16 protein-coding genes are annotated in these 16,376 nt (G+C 71.8%); 13 read left to right on the top strand and 3 right to left on the bottom strand.

The features are described from left to right. The first annotated feature begins 6 nt into the window (after positions 1-6). Positions 7-1,170 carry a hypothetical protein gene (locus AB0H12_RS19095; protein WP_499624169.1) on the top strand — a complete coding sequence of 388 codons (1,164 nt, stop codon included), beginning with the start codon at positions 7-9 and terminating at the stop codon, positions 1,168-1,170. A 12-nt stretch (positions 1,171-1,182) separates the two neighbouring features. On the opposite strand, the gene AB0H12_RS19090 is transcribed toward AB0H12_RS19095, so the two are convergent. After that, entirely contained in the window at positions 1,183-1,527 is a 345-nt protein-coding gene (locus AB0H12_RS19090) for a ParB family protein (protein WP_499624168.1), read from the bottom strand. 383 nt (positions 1,528-1,910) lie between these two features. Between AB0H12_RS19090 and AB0H12_RS19085 the strand changes: the two genes are divergently transcribed. The 10 genes from AB0H12_RS19085 (at position 1,911) to fgd (ending at position 12,770) form a co-directional block, all read left to right on the top strand. Next, positions 1,911-2,186: a hypothetical protein gene (locus AB0H12_RS19085; RefSeq protein ID WP_053721548.1), complete on the top strand. Its 276-nt coding sequence runs from the start codon at positions 1,911-1,913 to the stop codon at positions 2,184-2,186. A 3-nt stretch (positions 2,187-2,189) separates the two neighbouring features. Next, the gene (locus AB0H12_RS19080; RefSeq protein WP_230567201.1) at positions 2,190-2,663 is read left to right on the top strand and encodes a hypothetical protein; all 474 of its coding nucleotides are present in this window, start codon (positions 2,190-2,192) and stop codon (positions 2,661-2,663) included. 25 nt (positions 2,664-2,688) lie between these two features. Next, positions 2,689-5,505, top strand: coding sequence for an ATP-binding protein (locus AB0H12_RS19075; protein ID WP_499624166.1), 2,817 nt, complete (start codon positions 2,689-2,691; stop codon positions 5,503-5,505). Next, positions 5,502-7,445: a hypothetical protein gene (locus tag AB0H12_RS19070; protein WP_499624165.1), complete on the top strand. Its 1,944-nt coding sequence runs from the start codon at positions 5,502-5,504 to the stop codon at positions 7,443-7,445. Before AB0H12_RS19075 ends, AB0H12_RS19070 begins: the two co-directional genes overlap by 4 nt. Further along, a complete protein-coding gene (locus AB0H12_RS19065) occupies positions 7,445-8,053 on the top strand; it encodes a hypothetical protein (protein WP_499624163.1) in 609 nt (202 codons plus the stop codon). Before AB0H12_RS19070 ends, AB0H12_RS19065 begins: the two co-directional genes overlap by 1 nt. Before the next feature lies 1 nt (position 8,054). Next, on the top strand, positions 8,055-9,056 hold the full coding sequence (locus tag AB0H12_RS19060) for a C40 family peptidase (RefSeq protein ID WP_499624162.1): 1,002 nt from the start codon (positions 8,055-8,057) through the stop codon (positions 9,054-9,056). 12 nt (positions 9,057-9,068) lie between these two features. Continuing rightward, a complete protein-coding gene (locus tag AB0H12_RS19055) occupies positions 9,069-9,599 on the top strand; it encodes a hypothetical protein (RefSeq protein WP_499624161.1) in 531 nt (176 codons plus the stop codon). Between the two features lie 37 nt (positions 9,600-9,636). After that, complete coding sequence (locus AB0H12_RS19050) at positions 9,637-9,825, top strand: hypothetical protein (protein WP_230567195.1); 189 nt, start codon at positions 9,637-9,639, stop codon at positions 9,823-9,825. A 21-nt stretch (positions 9,826-9,846) separates the two neighbouring features. Further along, a complete protein-coding gene (locus tag AB0H12_RS19045) occupies positions 9,847-11,253 on the top strand; it encodes an RNB domain-containing ribonuclease (RefSeq protein WP_499624158.1) in 1,407 nt (468 codons plus the stop codon). Between the two features lie 512 nt (positions 11,254-11,765). Next, complete coding sequence (gene fgd, locus AB0H12_RS19040) at positions 11,766-12,770, top strand: glucose-6-phosphate dehydrogenase (coenzyme-F420) (protein WP_499624157.1); 1,005 nt, start codon at positions 11,766-11,768, stop codon at positions 12,768-12,770. An 88-nt stretch (positions 12,771-12,858) separates the two neighbouring features. On the opposite strand, the gene AB0H12_RS19035 is transcribed toward fgd, so the two are convergent. Beyond that, positions 12,859-13,845: a sigma-70 family RNA polymerase sigma factor gene (locus AB0H12_RS19035; RefSeq protein WP_499624156.1), complete on the bottom strand. Its 987-nt coding sequence runs from the start codon at positions 13,843-13,845 to the stop codon at positions 12,859-12,861. Positions 13,846-13,896: 51 nt separating this feature from the next. After that, positions 13,897-14,844, bottom strand: a complete 948-nt coding sequence (locus tag AB0H12_RS19030; protein WP_499624155.1) for an LLM class F420-dependent oxidoreductase — start codon at positions 14,842-14,844, stop codon at positions 13,897-13,899. A gap of 297 nt (positions 14,845-15,141) precedes the next feature. On the opposite strand from AB0H12_RS19030, the gene AB0H12_RS19025 reads away from it, so the two are divergent. Together AB0H12_RS19025 and cofC are read left to right on the top strand one after the other, a co-directional pair. Further along, the gene (locus AB0H12_RS19025; RefSeq protein WP_499624154.1) at positions 15,142-15,582 is read left to right on the top strand and encodes an SgcJ/EcaC family oxidoreductase; all 441 of its coding nucleotides are present in this window, start codon (positions 15,142-15,144) and stop codon (positions 15,580-15,582) included. Next, positions 15,575-16,216, top strand: a complete 642-nt coding sequence (cofC, locus tag AB0H12_RS19020) for a 2-phospho-L-lactate guanylyltransferase (protein WP_499624153.1) — start codon at positions 15,575-15,577, stop codon at positions 16,214-16,216. The genes AB0H12_RS19025 and cofC overlap by 8 nt, the downstream gene beginning before the upstream one ends. The last annotated feature ends 160 nt before the right edge of the window (positions 16,217-16,376 follow it).

The raw sequence follows: 16,376 nt of genomic DNA, 5'->3' as shown, positions 1-16,376 counted from the left end.
GGGTCCTTGGCGCTCAAGCGCTGGAAGGTCTACCTGGTCCTGTCCTTGGTCCTGTTGATCGGGCTGATCGTGCTGATGGTCCACTCGGCGGTCGAGCGTAGCTGGGTGGTCTTCGACGAACCCTGGCGATCGGTGCCTTGGGACTCGATCGGCGAGCCGTTCCTGGGCGCGTTCCTCGTCGGGTCCATCTACGAAGGGCTGATCCGCAGGCAGAGTGAAGCACTGTTGAACGACACCATCCGCCGGTCACTCGAAGAAGAGCGCGAGGGAGTGCTCAGAGGTCTCACCGTTGACGCCGTGACGAACCCGGCCGCGCTGAGCCGACTGTCTGTGACGGAGCTGACCAACGCCACGAAGGCGGTGCTCGCGGCCAGGCTCGGCGAGGAAAGCCTGGCGCGCGACGTCTCGGACTCTCTGATTCCACAAGCCGCCCCCAACATCGAGTTGACCCGCGACTTCCAGACCCGAGTGCAGTTCCTGGAGGACGGTGATCTGCCAGAGGAACCCGGCCGCTACTTCACCGCCCGCATCGCGGTCTCCTACGTGCGCAGACTGCGCCGTGCCCACCTCAAGTTCGGCGCAACCGACTCGGCCGGCGCCATCATGGGTCGCATCGGGACGCCGGGTGACTACGACGTCTTCTGGCACACCAACCGGATGAGTCGATATACCTATCAGGATGCGAGGTCGTTCGCGCTCGAGTACGTCCGCGTCAATGACGAGGACTTGCGGATTGCGGTGACCCATGAGGTCACGCCATTGCCCTCGGGCGAGGAGGTCGGGGTGCTCGCCCACACCGCTTCGTCGGCGGTGATGGAGCACCTGGTCGGCAGCGAGGTCAGGGTGGCGTACTGCTACGTCGTCGAAGTGCCGAAGCTCGGTCACCTGCTGCACTTCCCCATCGCGCAGACCTCGGACGGAGTCCGCTACGAGTTCGACCTCGGAGACGTCGGCATCGCGAGGGCCACGGTGGTCCCGTTCTTCCTGAGCGCGTCGAAGCCGCTGGTCCGGGAGCAGGACTTCCGCGGCCGGACCGTGATCACAGCGGCGACCACCAGCTGGGTGCTGCCCGGTGGTGGAATCGCGCTCACGTGGAAGCTCGTCGAGGAGACAGGGGCGGCATTCGTCCAGGCTGTCCACCGACTGACCGACGGCGGCGGCTCCGGCTAGGACGCGGCGATCTCAGGCGCGGCGGGCCGGGCGGCCGGGCGGCATGCGGAACACCGGGCGGAACGCCGCGCCGCCGTTGTAGCGGCGCTCCAGCTCGGCCACGTAGGCCTCGACGGCCGGGTTCACGATGTCGGCCAGGCTGCGCACGCCGGCCTCCGCCTCGTACGCCGCCAGGTAGGTCGCCGCCGCCCGCGCCCGCTCCAGCACGTCCTGGTCGAAGTTGACCGTCCGCTGCACCCGCCGCCCGGTTTGCCGGTCGCCACCGGTAACCTGATCATCGTCCGAGACGGCCACGGAGACGGTGATTTCGTTCACTCCGCCGGCTGGTTCGGGCGCGGCCTCGGGCGGCTTGGTCATCGGCGAGCCTCCTCGGCGTCGTCACTCCGGCTTGCGGACCGTTCGGGTGCCCGCCGCTGAGCCGGACGGGGGATTCGTCGTGGCCGGCGGGAAGTGGGCTGATGGTCTTGCACACTGTGCGTGACCAGGGGCTTCGCAGGCGGGTGAACTATCTCAGCAATCGGGAGAATCCCGGGACGTCGGTTCTCCACCGGCTCCCCCCGATCCATGATGTCCGTGGTCAGATTAGACGTAATCGACTACCAGGGGAACGGTTATTGATCTACGCACCGCTGATCGCCAGATACACCTGGTGACGAAGACGTGTTCTACTCGATAGCGCACCAACCGGACGGGCACCCCTCGGCCCGCCCGGCGAAGTCCTGCGTACTCAGGAGTACGAGATGACCGCCATGACCCTGGTAACACTCGCCCAGCAGCCGCCCGCTTTGGGCACAGGCGGGGTGCGCCAGTGGATCCTCGACAACCTGGTCCCCCTCCTCTTGCTGACCGTCGCGGTCCTGCTGCTCTGGCTCGGCGGCGGCAAGGGTGACAACGCCGGGGTCATGCGCCGCCTCGGCGGCGTCATCATCGCGTTGGCGATCATCGGCCTGGCCGTCACCACGAACGCGGGCGCCAACATCGGCCAGTGGATCGCCGGCCTGTTCACCGGCGGGTGACCCTTGCGGGTACGCACTGACGACGAGGTCTACCGGGTCGACGCCGTCTGGCTCGGCCCGCCCAAAGCAACCTTCCCGTGGCGTGCGCGGTACGTCGCGTGGGGGGTCGGCATCGTGGTCTTCCTGCTGGTGACGGCTGTCCAGCGGCAGGTCGGCTTCGGTTTCGACGTCATCAACACCGGTTGGGGCTTCGTGATCACGGTCGCCCTGACCAGGTTCATCTGCGCACGGATCAGCCACGAGCGCCCGCTGTCGTCGGTGGTGGCGATGTGGGTGCGCGAGCTGACCGCGCCGCGGGAGACCACGGCGGGCCGGGGCGGCGCGGCCAGCGCCGCGCGGATCCGGGTCAACGCGCACCGCCCGCGCAAACGTCCTAAGAGGGGTGCGAAACGCGCGAGCGCCGCCACCCGATCCCAGCACCGCACGCAGCAAGACCGCCGTCAGAAGGAGGTGCGCGGTGTTCGGACGCCGGCGTGACCGTGACCGACGATCCGCTGCGCACGTGGCCCAGCACGCGGCTGCGGGGCGCGACGACCGCAAGGTCTACAGCAAGCGCGGTCGCCGCCTGCCGGGCGAGCAGGCCGTGCCGAGCTACACACCGTCCATCGCGGCCCGTAGCATCGACGGCCACCTGCTGCGCACCGGCCAGGAGGTCTACGCCTGGTACCGGCTCGCGCCGCAGCGCTGGTCGTTCCGGTCGGACTCGCAGCGCCAGGACCTGATCGCCGCCATCGCGGGCCAGTACGCCGAGCTGCAGGGCCGCTGGATGCACCTGCGCGTGACGAACCGGCCGTACCCGATCCGGATGTGGGCCGAGGCGCACGTGCACAACGCCGTGCGCCGGCTGCCGGACACGCCCGGCACGCTGAGCTTCGACGACTACATGGTCGGCGAGCAGCAGCAGCTGATGGGCCGGTCGATGGCCGAGAAGGAGGTCTACCTCGGCGTCCAGGTGCAGACCCGCAACATGATGGACCGCGCGGTCGAACGCGCCGCGCCCGTGCTGCGCAAGGTCTTCCCGGACGCGGTGGACGCCGAGCTGGTCGCGATCGAGTCCGAGATCGACCACCTCGACCAGGTGATCGGCTCCGCCGGCCTGGAGGGCCGCCCGGCCACGGCCGAGGAGATGGCCTGGCTGATGCACCGGTCGTGCTCGCTGGGCCTGCCCGCGCCCCGCAACCTGCCCGCCGTGCCCGGCGCGCCGTGGGAGCCGGAAGACCTGGCGTCGTTCACCGACGCGGCCGACTTCCACCAGGAGCCGTACTCGCCGACGGTCACCGTGCGCGGTCGCACGGGGTCGAACGCGGGCATCAAGCGGCACGTCGCCGTGCTCACCGTCGGTCTGATGCACGGCTTGCAGATCCCCGAGCAGGACGACCCGTGGGTGCAGCGGTCGGATCGGCTGCCCGCCGCCGTCGAGTGGTCGGCGCGGATCTACGTGCGGCGACCCGAAGAGGTCTCCGGCGAGCTGCAGCGGCAGATGAGCAAGGTGCGCTCGCAGGTGCGCCACTACACCGACGAGCACGAGCTGGACCCGCCGCAGTCGCTGGCCCGCCAGGCGTCCCGGGTGCTGGAGATCGACGACGAGATGACGTCGGGCTTCACCGCGCTGGGCACGCGGGTGCGCAGCTGGTGGCGCCTGGCGGTGTCCGGGCCGACCGAGCGCGAGGCGCTGCGGCTGGCCCAGGGCCTGCTCGACCTCTACAAGCCGAAGGTGGCCATCGAGCACCCCGAGGCGCAGTACGCGATCGCGCGGGAGTTCATCCCGGGCGAGCCGCTGTCGTCGTCGGCCTACCTGCGCCGCGGCTCGGTGCTGTGGGCGGCCTCGGCCGTGCCCACCGCCACCGCCGAGGTGGGCGACCGCCGCGGCATCCTCCTGGGCGAGACGGTGACCGCGACCCGCCGCCCGGTGGCGTGGGACCCGTGGATGGCGCAGGAGCTGCGGGACTCGTCCGGCCTGACCGCGATGGTCGCCGGGCTGGGCGCGGGCAAGTCGTTCCTCGGCGGCGGCATCGTCTACAAGACGTTGCGCGCCGGGGCGCACTGGACGCTGCTCGACCCGTCCGGCCCGCTGGCGGCGCTGTGCGAGCTGCCCGAGCTCAAGCCCTACGCCCGGCCGATCAACCTGCTCAACGCGCAGGCGGGCATCCTCAACCCGTACCGGGTGGTGGCCGAGCCGCAACTCGACCACTTCATGGACGAGGAGGACCCGGAACGGGCGTGGCGGCGGGAACGCGCGCTGGCCGCGGCCACCCGGCGTCGCCTGGTGCTGGACGTGCTGTCCGGCCTGCTGCCGTTCGAGGTGGCGCGGTTGCCGCAGACCCGGATCGTGCTGCTGCGCGCGGTCCGCACGGTCGGCGGCCGGCCCGACGCGCACCCCGGCATGGTGTTCGAGGCGCTGCGGCGGGACGCGAGCGAGCACCACGAGCACGCGGTCGTCGTCGCCGACTTCCTCGACGAGATGCGGGAGCGCATGTCGCTGCTCATCCCCGAGCAGGACCTGGACCCGTACAACGAAGCGCGTGACGACCGGTTGACCGTCCTGACCATGGCGGGGTTGAACCTGCCGAAGGACGGCGTCGGCCGCGAGCACTGGACGGACGCGGAAGCGCTCGGCGTGGAGATGCTGAACCTCGCCGCGTGGCTGACCCAGCGCTCGATCTACGAGCGGCCGAAGGACCTGCGCAAGGGCGTCTGGATCGACGAGGCGTTCTTCCTGTCCGAGGTGCCGACGGGTCGAGTGCTGATGAACCGGTTCGCCCGCGACTCGCGCAAGTGGAACGTCCGCGTGCTGCTGTCGTCGCAGATCCCGGCGGACTTCCTGAAGATCCAGGGCTTCGTCACGCTGCTCGACTCGGTGTTCGTCGGCCGGTTGGACGACGACCAGGCCCAGGCCGACGCGCTGCGCCTGCTCAAGGTGCCGATCGGGGCGGGCTACGAGCAGGTGGTGGCGTCACTGGGCCGTCGCCCGGGCGGTGTCCGCACCAACCTCGAACGCGACCGCGCGCCGCGGCAGTTCATCTTCGGCGACGGCGCGGGCGGTGTGGAGCGGATCCGCATCGACTTCTCCGGGCCGCACCTGGAGCACCTGCGCAACGCCCTCGACACCACCCCGGACGCCATGCGCGAGGGCTCGGAGTCGACCGAGGTGGAGGTCTCCTCCCCGCCGCAGGACCCGTTCGCGTACGCCGAGCAGTACACCGACGAGTACGACGACGAGCTGGCCGCCGACCTGGAGGTCGGCCTGACCGACGAGCTGGTCGACTCGGCGCACGGCGAGGGAGGAAACCGCCGACCGGGCCGGGAAGGCGTCGCATGAGCACTCTTCTGCTGGTGGCGCTGGTCGCCGTCGCGCTCTACGCGCGACGGCGATTCAGACACGCTCAAGAGCACGCCGAGGCGCACGGCCGACCGGCGCGCGCCCGGTGGCGTGCGATGGCCGTGGTGGTCGCGATCATCGGCCTCCAGGTGGTCATCGGCGCCACGCCCGCCAGCGCCGCCCCGTGCGGCGAGGCGCCCAACCCCGAGCGGCCCGGCTCGGGCATGGTCGGCGCGATCGACCCGCCGATCGGCAACGGCCTGCCGAACACGCCGTACCTGAACCACGGGTACGCGGGCATGGTCTGGCACACCTACCAGGAGAAGTGCCTGGTGCCCAACGCCAGCCCGGTGCTGGACACCTGGATGGGCAACGAGCTGTTCAACGTCGGCAAGAACATCGTCGGCGCGACGAACGCCCTGCACTACACCGTCGTCGGCCAGGGCCTGCTGCAACCGCTGGACGAGGCGGTGAAGACGGGCGTCCAGAAGGTCTACGACAACGTCTACCTGCGCTGGTTCGGCCTGGTCGCGCTGATCCTGGCGGTGTTGATGTTCCGCCAGATCTGGCAGGGCGACCTGGCCTCGATCAGCAAGCGCGGGCTGTGGGCGCTGGCCGCGATGTGGCTGGCGACCTCGACTCTGGCGCTGCCGCAGTTCTACAACCTGCTCGACAGCACCCTGGTCACCAAGACCTCGGAGATCCAGGCCGGTTTCATCGACGTGGACGCGAACCAGGACACCCTGGACAAGCTCCCGTCGGACCTGCACCAGACCGTGGTCTACCAGAGCTGGCTGCGCGGCGAGTTCGGCACGCCCGACGCGCCGCAGGCCAGGGACTTCGGCCCGAGGCTGCTGGCCGCGCAGTCGTGGACGGTGCAGGAGCTCGCCGAGCACAAGGACGGCGACCAGGCCGCGCTCGACGCCAAGAAGGCCGAGTACAAGAACATCTACGCGCAGCTCGGCCCGACGAAGGGCTACTTCAGCGGCGAGGACGGTGGCCGCACGGGCGCCGGGTTCCTGTCGTTGCTGCAGGCCGTCGCGTTCTCCTTGTTCCAGCTGTTCGCGAAGGCCGCGGTGCTGCTGGCGCAGCTGCTGCTGCGGGTGCTCACGCTGGCGGGCCCGCTCATCGGCCTCGTCGCGCTGATCCACCACGACCTGCTGCGCAAGGTCGCCCGCGCGGCGGCCGTGACCGTGTTCAACGTGCTGGTGCTGGCGGTGCTCGCGGGCACGCACGCGTTGCTGCTCCAGGCGATCTTCAACGCCAGTGGGCTGACGCTGCTGACCAAGGCGCTGCTGGGGCTGATGCTGACCTTGGTCTGCTTCATGGTCGGCAAACCGCTGCGCCGGATGTGGCAGATGGTGGAGATGTCGGTCGGCTCGGCCAGCAACGCGCTGCCGATGCGCGGCGGCGTGCTGTCCAGGCTGCGCAAGAAGAAGGAAGGCCCCTCGCCGCAGGAGGAGTTCTGGGACACCGTGCGCGACGCGGACCCGGACGGGCCCGAGGTGCCGCAGCGCGACCGGCGGCGGGTGCGGCCCGAGGCGGCCAACCCCGTTGCCGCCACGGCGCAGCGGTTGGACCGGGCCGGGAACAGCGTGGGCGAGCTCGGCAGCGGTGGCGGGAACGGCGCCGCGGCGCTGCCCGGTGGCGGGTACGCCGGTCCGGCGGCGCTGCCGTCCGGGCGGTCCAGGGTGGTCGACGCGGTGCCCATCGCCGACCGGAACTACGACCGGGTGGACGACGCGGTGCTCGTGCCGTCCCGCATGCGCTGGCCCCACCCCGACCGGTCCCAACAGGTGATGGAGTCCCAACCCGCCCGGGAACCGGTTGTCGCGCAGGCGGAGGTGGTGGCGGGGCGGCCGGTCCACGTGATCTACCGGCCGTCACGCGGGCTCGAGGTCAGGGACAGCACGCGCGGGCTTGAGGTCAGGGACAGCTGATGCCGATCCGAACCAATCGCGGCCGGGCGGCCGTGTACCGACGCCTGTGGGGCTGGCCGTTGCGCTCGCCGCGCCACCTCGTCGCCTCGATCGTCGGGGTGACCGTCCTGGTCACGACGATCAGCGTGGTCATCCCCAACGCGATCAAGCCGCGGCAGGGCGGCGGCACGGCGGGGACCACGTCCACCGTGGTGACCGGCGGCAGCGGCGGCAACCAGGTCGGCGTGCTGCCCAACGCCACCTCCAGCGCGCTGCCGACCAAGGCGCAGAGCCCCACCGCCGCGCCCACCTCGGCCCCGGTGAACCCCAACGCGCAACTGGTCGCCGACATGTGGGTCGACGCGTTCAGCGCGTTCGAGCCGGGCAAGACGACCAAGGAGCAGTGGCTGGCCGGGCTCAAGCCGCACACCTCGAACGAGAAGTTCCCCGCGCTGGAGTCGGTCGACCCGGTGAACGTGCCCGCGGTGATCGACCAACCGGTCAAGGCCATCAAGTCGTTCACCGAATCGGCGGAGTTCGAGGCCCGGTTGGAGGACGGCAAGCTGATCGTCACGGTGGCGAAGCTCCCCGAGGGCTGGGTCGTGACCGAGTGGACCAAGGTGGGGTGACATGCTCAAGATCGGGCTCGTGGTCGTCGCGGTGGTGGCCGTGGTCGCCGTGACCGTGACCAACGGCGTGTCCACCGTGCTCAGCGAGAACACCCCGTCGGAGGAAGCCGCCGGCATCCGCATGGCGAGCTGCAACGCCTCGATCGGCCCGTGGGGCGGCGGCGGCGAGGAGAAGGGACGCCGGGAGGCGGAACGGCTCACCGACGAGCAGCGCACCACCGTCGCCAACATCATCTCCATCGGCCGCGAGCGCAAGTTGCCGCCGCTGGCCTGGCAGATCGCGATCCAGGCCGGCATGACCGAGTCGGGGCTGCGCAGCCTGGACTACGGCGACCGCGACTCGCTCGGCATCTTCCAGATGCGCCCGTCGATGGGCTGGGGCACGCCCCAGCAGGTCACCGACCCCCACTACGCGATCAACAAGTTCTACGACGTGCTGCTCAAGCTGCCCGACTGGGAGGAGCAGCGGCCCGGCGACTCGGCCCAGGACGTGGAGCGGTCGGCGTTCCCCGACCGGTACCACAACTGGGAGGCCATGGCCGCGTTCCTGATCAGCAAGGAAGGCGACGTCAGCGACCCGGCCGGGTGCGGTGAGAGCGTCGGCGACTTCCTGCTCGCGTCGAACGCGGCCGGCACCGCGATCGAGTTCACGAAGCAGCAGCTCGGCGAGCCCTACCTGTGGGGCGGCAACGGCCCGGACGCCTGGGACTGCTCCGGCATCCTGGTCAAGGCGTTCGCGGCGGCGGGCGTGAAGATCCCGCGGGTGGCGAACGACCAGTACATGGCCGGCGGCGCGTACCTGCCCGTGCGGGAGGCCAAGGCGGGCGACCTGATCTTCTGGGCGACCAACCCCGCCGACCCGGTCACCGTCCACCACGTGGCGATGTACCTGGGCAACGACGAGTACATCCACGCGCCGCAGACCGGCGACGTGGTCAAGATCAGCAAGGTGAACTGGACCTACCACGAGTTGATGCCACTGGCCGTCCGGCCGGGCGTGTAGGGAGGCACGACGGTGTTCAACCACGAACCCATCCAGCGCCACGCCGGGCCGCCCGCGTCGAGCACGCCGACGCGGGACTACCTCAACACCCGGCCGCCGGGCACCGACCAGGCGTACGCGGTGCTGCCGCGGTCGCTGGTCGAGGCCATGCCGCTGCCGTGGCAGCAGCAGATGGCGCACCTGCTCGCCGACTTCCACCGCACGTACGCGCACCTGAACTGGCCGGTGTACCGGGTGGTGCCGTCCCGGATGGAACGGCTGGTCGACCTGGACGAGGAGCAGCTGGCCGAGGTCGGCGCGATCGTGGAGATCGACTCGGACGGCGAGCTGGTCTACCGGGACCGCGGCGGCGCGCTGATCACCGACCCGGAGCACAAGACGGTGCTGGTGTCGGTGCTCGACCCCATCCCGGGCGAGTTCGCCAACGCCAACCAGAACACGCCGCCGCGCGGCTTCCCCCAGCCGCCGCCGGTCGTGCCGCAGCCGACGTTCCCCCAGTCGGGCCCGGTGCCCGTGCAGGCGCCACGACCGCCCCAGTGGTGAACATGACATGCGCTCCGGCGCATGCAAACCTGGAGGCATGGCTTCTGACCCGAACGCTTGGTACTACTGCCTGACCCACCGGACGGTCGAGCACGGCGTCGGCTGCCGCGGCGGTGACCGCATGGGCCCCTACCCGGACGAGGCCACGGCGCAGCGCGCCCTGGAGCTGGCGCGGGAGCGGACCAAAGCCGAGGACAAGGCCGATAAGGACTGGGGCAAGCGCTGAGGCCGGCCTAGGGTGCACCCCATGGTGATCCGCACCGGCCGAGCGGACCTGGACTTCGGCGGCATCCGGACCGAGTTCGGCCTGCCCGAGGAGTTCCCGGCCGATGCCCTGGCCGAGGCGCAGGCAGCGGTGTCGCGCGACGTCGGTCCGGCCGACCGCGAGGACGCGACCGACCTGCCGTTCGTGACCATCGACCCGCCCGGCGCGAAGGACCTGGACCAGGCGCTGCTGGTGCAGCGGGTCGGGTCCGGCTTCCGGGTGCACTACGCGATCGCCGACCTGGGCGCGTTCGTGGTGCCCGGCGGCGCGCTGGACACCGAGGTGCGCAAGCGCGGCCAGACCCTGTACCTGCCCGACGGCAACGTGCCGCTGCACCCGCCGGTGCTGTCGGAGGGCGCGGCGAGCCTGCTGCCGGAGCAGACGCGGCCGTCGGTGCTGTGGACGTTCGAGTGCGGCCCGGACGGCGAGCCGGTCGACGTGCGGGTGCGCCGCGCGCTCGTGCGCTCGACCGCGCAGTTCGACTACGAGGGCGTGCAGGCGCAGTTCGACGCGGGCACGCCGCACCCCTCGGTCGAGGCGCTGCCGGACTTCGGCCGGCTGCGGCGGGAACGGGCGGCCGAGCGCGGCGCGGTGGAGCTGCAGCTGCCCGAGCAGGAGATCGTGCCGAACGGTGACGGCGACTGGAAGCTCGCGGTCCGGCCGCGCGCCGACGTCGACTCCTGGAACGCGGAGATCTCCCTGCTCACCGGCATGTCCGCGGCGAGGATCATGATCGGGGCGAAGGTCGGGGTGCTGCGCACGCTGCCCGACGCGGACGACGGCGCGGTGGACGCCTTGCGGCGGTCCGCGCACGCGCTGGGCGTGCCGTGGCCGGCGGGCGTGACCCCGTCCCGCCTGCTCGCGGGCCTGGACCCGAGCCGGCCGGAGGCGTTGGCGCTGTTCGTGGACGCGACCCGGCTGCTGCGCGGCGCGGGCTACACGGCGTTCAACGGCGAGGTGCCCGCCGTCTCCACGCACGCGGGCCTGGCTGCGCCGTACGCGCACGTCACCGCGCCGCTGCGCCGGCTGGTGGACCGCTTCGCCACCGAGGTGTGCCTGGCCGTCACGGCGGGGGAGGACGTGCCCGAGTGGCTCGCCAAGGCGCTGCCCCTGCTGCCCGGCCTGATGGGCGGCTCGGACGCGCTGGCGAGCAAGGTCGACCGGGCGTGCCTGGACCAGGTCGAGGCGTGGGTGCTGGCCGACCGGGTGGGCCAGCACTTCGAGGCGGTGGTGCTGCGGGCGGACGGAGGAGGCGCGGACGTCTTCGTCGCCCAACCGCCGGTGATGGGCCGCTGCACGGGCGAGGGCCTGCCGGAAGGCGAACGGATCGCGGTGCGCCTGGTGGAGGCCGACCCCGAGCGCCGGAAGGTCGTCTTCGAACGCCGCTGAGCCCGCCCGTCGAACCGACGGGCCCGCGCGGGCGACGCCCCTCCGGCTCGCCGCCGACCGGCCTCGCGCCGCGGCCGGATCGGCTGTGATCACGCACGCCATCGCAGGGCCCGGCCCGATCACCTGTGATGTGATGGCCCGATGACCGCGTTCACCGTCGGCACGCCCGGCAGTGCCGGTGCGCGCGACGAGGCGCCGGGCGGCGCCCGGTCGCGGGGAGCCGACCGGAGCCGATTCCTCTGCCGCTCCGCCGTGGTCGCATACGGCAGTCGGGAGAACCGGGGTCGGGTGACCTGGCGGTGGGCCGCCGTCGCCGGTGTGACCGGTGCCGGGTTCGCCGTGGTCGATGACGTCGGAGCCCGACCGGTCCGGCGTGCCGTGGCTCGACCGGTACCACCAGGGGAACCACCTGGGGCTTCAGCAGACCAAGAAGACTACGACCCGCTCGACGTCTTCCGGCACGGCCGGTCGGTCCGGCCGCCGACGGCGTAGGACGAGCGGCAAGGAGCGTCATGGCATTGCAGATCGGCTACAAGGCGTCCGCCGAGCAGTTCGCACCGCGTGAGCTCATCGAGCACGCGGTGCGCGCGGAGGAGCTGGGCCTGGACAGCGTGATGGTGTCCGACCACTTCCTGCCGTGGCGGCACAAGGGCGGACACGCGCCGTTCGCCCTCGCGTGGCTGGCGGCGGTGGGTGAGCGCACGTCCCGGGTGCGGATGGGCACGAGCGTGCTCACCCCGACCTTCCGCTACAACCCGGCGGTGATCGCGCAGGCGTTCGCCACCCTCGGGATGCTCTACCCGGACCGGGTGATCCTCGGCGTCGGCACGGGCGAGGCCCTCAACGAGATCGCCGTGTCCGGGCGGGAGTGGCCGGAGTTCAAGGAGAGGCTGGGACGGCTGCGCGAGGCCATCACGCTGATCCGCGCGCTGTGGACCGAGGACCAGGTGAACCACGAGGGCGAGTACTACACCCTGGTCGACGCGAGCATCTACGACCGGCCCGAGCGCCCCGTCCCGATCTACGTCGCGGCGGGCGGTCCGCAGATGGCGAAGTTCACCGGCCGGGTGGCGGACGGCTTCATCTGCACCTCGGGCAAGGGGATGGAGCTGTACTCGGACAAGCTCCTGCCCTCGTTGGCCGACGGGGCGGCGGCGGCCGGCCGTGATCCGGGGCAGATCGACCGGATGATCGAGATCAAGCTGTCCTACGACCGCGACCCGGCCGCGGCGCTGGAGAACGTCCGCTTCTGGGCGCCGTTGTCGCTCACCGCCGAGCAGAAGCACACCGTGCACAGCGCGGAGGAGATGGAACGGCTCGCCGACGAGCTGCCCGTCGAGCAGGTGGCGCGGCGGTGGATCGTCGCCTCCGACCCGGAGCAGGCGCTGGCCGGCATCAAGCCCTACGTGGACGCTGGGCTGAACCACCTGGTGTTCCACGGCCCCGGCCACGACCAGGAGCGCTTCCTCACGCAGTTCTCCGAGGACGTCCTCCCGCGGTTGCGCGAGCTCGGCTGACGGCGTCCCCGCCGGGCACTTCGGCGCCCGGCGGGGACGGCGACCCGACGGTCGTGGCCAAAGCCGGTGTGGGGAGCGGGAAGGCGGATCAGGCAGGCGCCGTGGCGGGCAGCCCGAACTTCTCCACCAGGTCGGGGTCGGTGAACAGCACGATCCGCGCGATCCCGTCGGCGGCCAGGGTGAGCACGGTGATGCCGAACGCCCGGCGCACGCCGTCCTCGCCGCGCCGGTACACGGCCGTTCCGGGCTGGCCGTTCGCCTCCACCGGCACCAGGCGCCACTCGCCCGGCGTCCCGATGGCGTGCCGCGCGATGAACGGCGCGCACGTCCGCTTGCCGGCGAACCACGTCGCGCTCGGCACGGTCTCCAGCCTGGCGTCGGCGCGCAGCAGCCGTTCCAGCGCGGCGGCGTCGGAGTCCTCGAACGCCTTGGCGTACCGGTCCACCAGCGCCCGGATCTCCGGCTCGTCGGGCTCGGTGACCTGGTCCACGTCGGCCGAGACCTCCGCCAGCCGCGCCCGCGCGCGTTGCAACGTGCTCTTGACCGCCGCCGTGGTCGTGTCGAGCATCTCGGCGACCTCGCCGGCCGGGAACGCCAGGACGTCCCGCAGCAGCAGCACGGCCCGCTGCCGGCCCGCCAGGTACTGCAGGCTCGCCACCAGCGCCAGCCGCAGGCTCTCCCGTTCGCCCACGATCACCGCCGGGTCACCGGACTCCCGGGCCCCGTCGTGGCCCCGGGCGGCGGACGTGGGGAACGGCTGGAGCCACAGGACCCCCGGACCGGCCGGGACCTGCGGCGCGTCCGGGTCGCCCGCCGGCCCGCCCAGCCCGGACGGCAACACCCGTCTGCTGCGCCGGCGCAACGCCGTCAGGCTCGCGTTCGTCGCGATCCGGTACAGCCACGCGCGCACCGACGAGCGCCCCTCGAACCCGCCGTACGACCGCCATGCCCGCAGGTACGTCTCCTGGACCACGTCCTCGGCGTCGTCGACCGAGCCCAGCATCCGGTAGCAGTGCGCCAGCAGTTCGCCCCGGTAGCGCTCGGTGTCATCGGCGAACTGCGCGTTATCGGGCATTCGGCCTCCCGTGCGTGGCCGCCGACACCCTCGGCCCCGGCGGCACTGCGGTCACTTGACGAACTCCGCCGCGTAACCGCGCAGGAGGTCGTGGTCGAACGGGTTCAGGAACGACACGGCGAGCTCCTGCACCCCGGCCTCCTCGTACGCGGCGATCCGCTCGTGGACGGTCTCGACGGTGCCGATCAAGCCGTACTCGGCGACGTTGCCGGGGTAGATGGTCCCCGCGAACGGAGGGGTCGCGGCAACGGCCTCCTCATCGGTGTCGGCTATGACGCAGAGCGTGGTGGTCGTCTTCCTGATCGCGTCGTAGTCGCGCCCCACGGTCTCGCAGTGGTCCTTGAGGATGCCGAACTTGCGCTTGAGGCCCTCGGGGCTCTCGATGACGTTGCAGGCGTCGCCGAACTCCGCGACGATCTTGAGCGTCACCTTCTCCCCGCCGCCGGCCACCATCACCGGGATGTGCGGCGACTGGAGGCCCTTCGGCTGGTTGATCGCGCCCTTGACCTGGTAGTACTCGCCTTCGAAGGTGGCTTCGTCCTCGGTCCACATGGCGCGGACGACCTGCACGGCCTCACGCAGCCGGCGCAGGCGCTCACCGGCGTCGTGGAAGTCGTAGCCGTACGCGACGTAGTCCGGCTCGTACCAGCCCGAGCCGATGCCCATGGTGAACCGGCCGCCGGAGACGACGTCCGCGGTCGAGGCCATCTTGGCCTGCAACGCCGGGTTGCGGTAGCCGTTGCCGGTCACCAGGTGGCCGAGCCGCACCCGCCGCGTCTCCCGGGCCAACGCCGTCAGCACCGACCACGACTCGAACAGGAACGCCTGCGAGGGCGGGACGGGGACGAAGTGGTCCGGCACCCAGACCGCCTCGTAGCCGGCCTCGTCGACGGTCTTGGCGACGCCCACCAGCGATTCGAACGCCTCCACCGGGTCGGTGAAGCCCGCCAGGTCGTTGGTGAAGCCGGTGGGCAGGAACGTGCTGTGCTTGATGGCCATCCTGGCTCTTCCCTCGTGGTGCGATCGGGCCGCGTCGGTCTGGCGGCGCGCGACGGCGGACGGTGTTCCGGAGTGGAGACCTCGCGGCGGACCGAAAGGAATCGCGCGTCCCGCACACCCACCGGTGCCCGTCCTCGACGGCGTCGGCCCGGACCGGAGCGGCGCGCCCGACGGCAACACCGCAAGTCGGAAGATGCCGGTGCGACCGCCACCGAACACGATCGGCGGAGGCCGAAAGCGGAACGGTTCCGGGCGGACCCGTCGTCGGGGGCGCCGAGGGGAACGCGGGGGAGAACCATGACCAGTACGACCACACCGGACACCGGTCGGGCGCGCAACGAGGAAGTCAGGGTGCGGGAGGTGCTCGACGGCATCGTGCGCGCGTGGGCGGGCAAGGACGCCGACGCGTTCGCCGACGCCTACACCAAGAACGCCAGGATGATCCTGTCGGACAACCGGTTCCTGCGGGGCCGCGAGGTGATCCGGGACGCGGTGACCGAGCAGTTCGCCACGGCGGAGCGGGGGACGACGCTGGTCCAGGACGTGGTGGACCTGCGGTTCCTGCAACCGGGTGTCGCGCTGGTGATCACCGAGGGCGGCGACCTCTCGCCCGACGACGCCGAGTCGGCGGCGGGGTCCGTCCGCGCCACCTGGGTGTTGGCCAACGGCCTGGACGGCTGGCGGATCGCCGCCTACCAGAACACCCCGATGTCGGACGAGACACGGCCCGGTGGCTGACCGGGGCAGGCGCGGCGCGGTGGACCTCGTGGTCCCGGTGAAGGGCTTGGCGCGGGCGAAGACCAGGTTGGCCGACGTGGCTGCGGACCCCGTCGCGCGCGCGGCCCTGGCGCTCGCGTTCGCCCTGGACACGCTGACCGCGGTCACGGCCGCGGCGGGGGTGCGGCGGGTGCTGGTGGTCACGTCCGATCCCGCCGTGGTGGAGGAAGTGGCCGCGCTGGGCGTCGAGTCCTCACCCGACCCGGGCGAGGGGTTGAACGCGGCGGTCCGGGCGGGCGCCGGGGTGCTGCGGCGTCGGGGCCCGACCGCGGCGGTCGGCGTGCTGCACGCCGACCTCCCGGCGCTGCGGCCCGCCGAGCTGTCCTCGGCCATCGCGAGCGCGGACGGACGCCGTGCCTTCTGCGCCGACCGCCAGGGCACCGGGACGACACTGCTGCTCGCCGCGCCCGGCACGGACCTGAACCCCAGGCTGGGCGTCGGATCGGCCCGGGCGCACGAGGTCGGCGGAGCGGTGGCGTTGACCGGTCACTGGCCCTCGCTGCGGTGCGACGTCGACACGGGGGAGGACCTGAGCATCGCGACCGCACTCGGTTTGGGCCCGCACAGCGCGACCCTGGTCGCGGCCGACCGCTGAGGTGACCGCCCCGCTGCCCTGGGACGCTGACTCGCGACCGGTGGGGTGGCGAGGTACGGTCGTCGTCCCGACCGCGGACGCAGGGGGCTGGGTGATGATCGCGCAGGTTCGAACCGAGGCGTTCACCGCGATCGACCACCGCGACGGGGCGCACGCCGGC

It is taken from the genome of Actinosynnema sp. NPDC023794 (assembly GCF_040639675.1).
In the GTDB taxonomy this organism is placed as follows: Bacteria; Actinomycetota; Actinomycetes; order Mycobacteriales; family Pseudonocardiaceae; genus Actinosynnema; species Actinosynnema luteola.
Note: the sequence above shows the minus strand (reverse complement) of the source record. Positions and strands in the feature narration are given on the sequence as shown.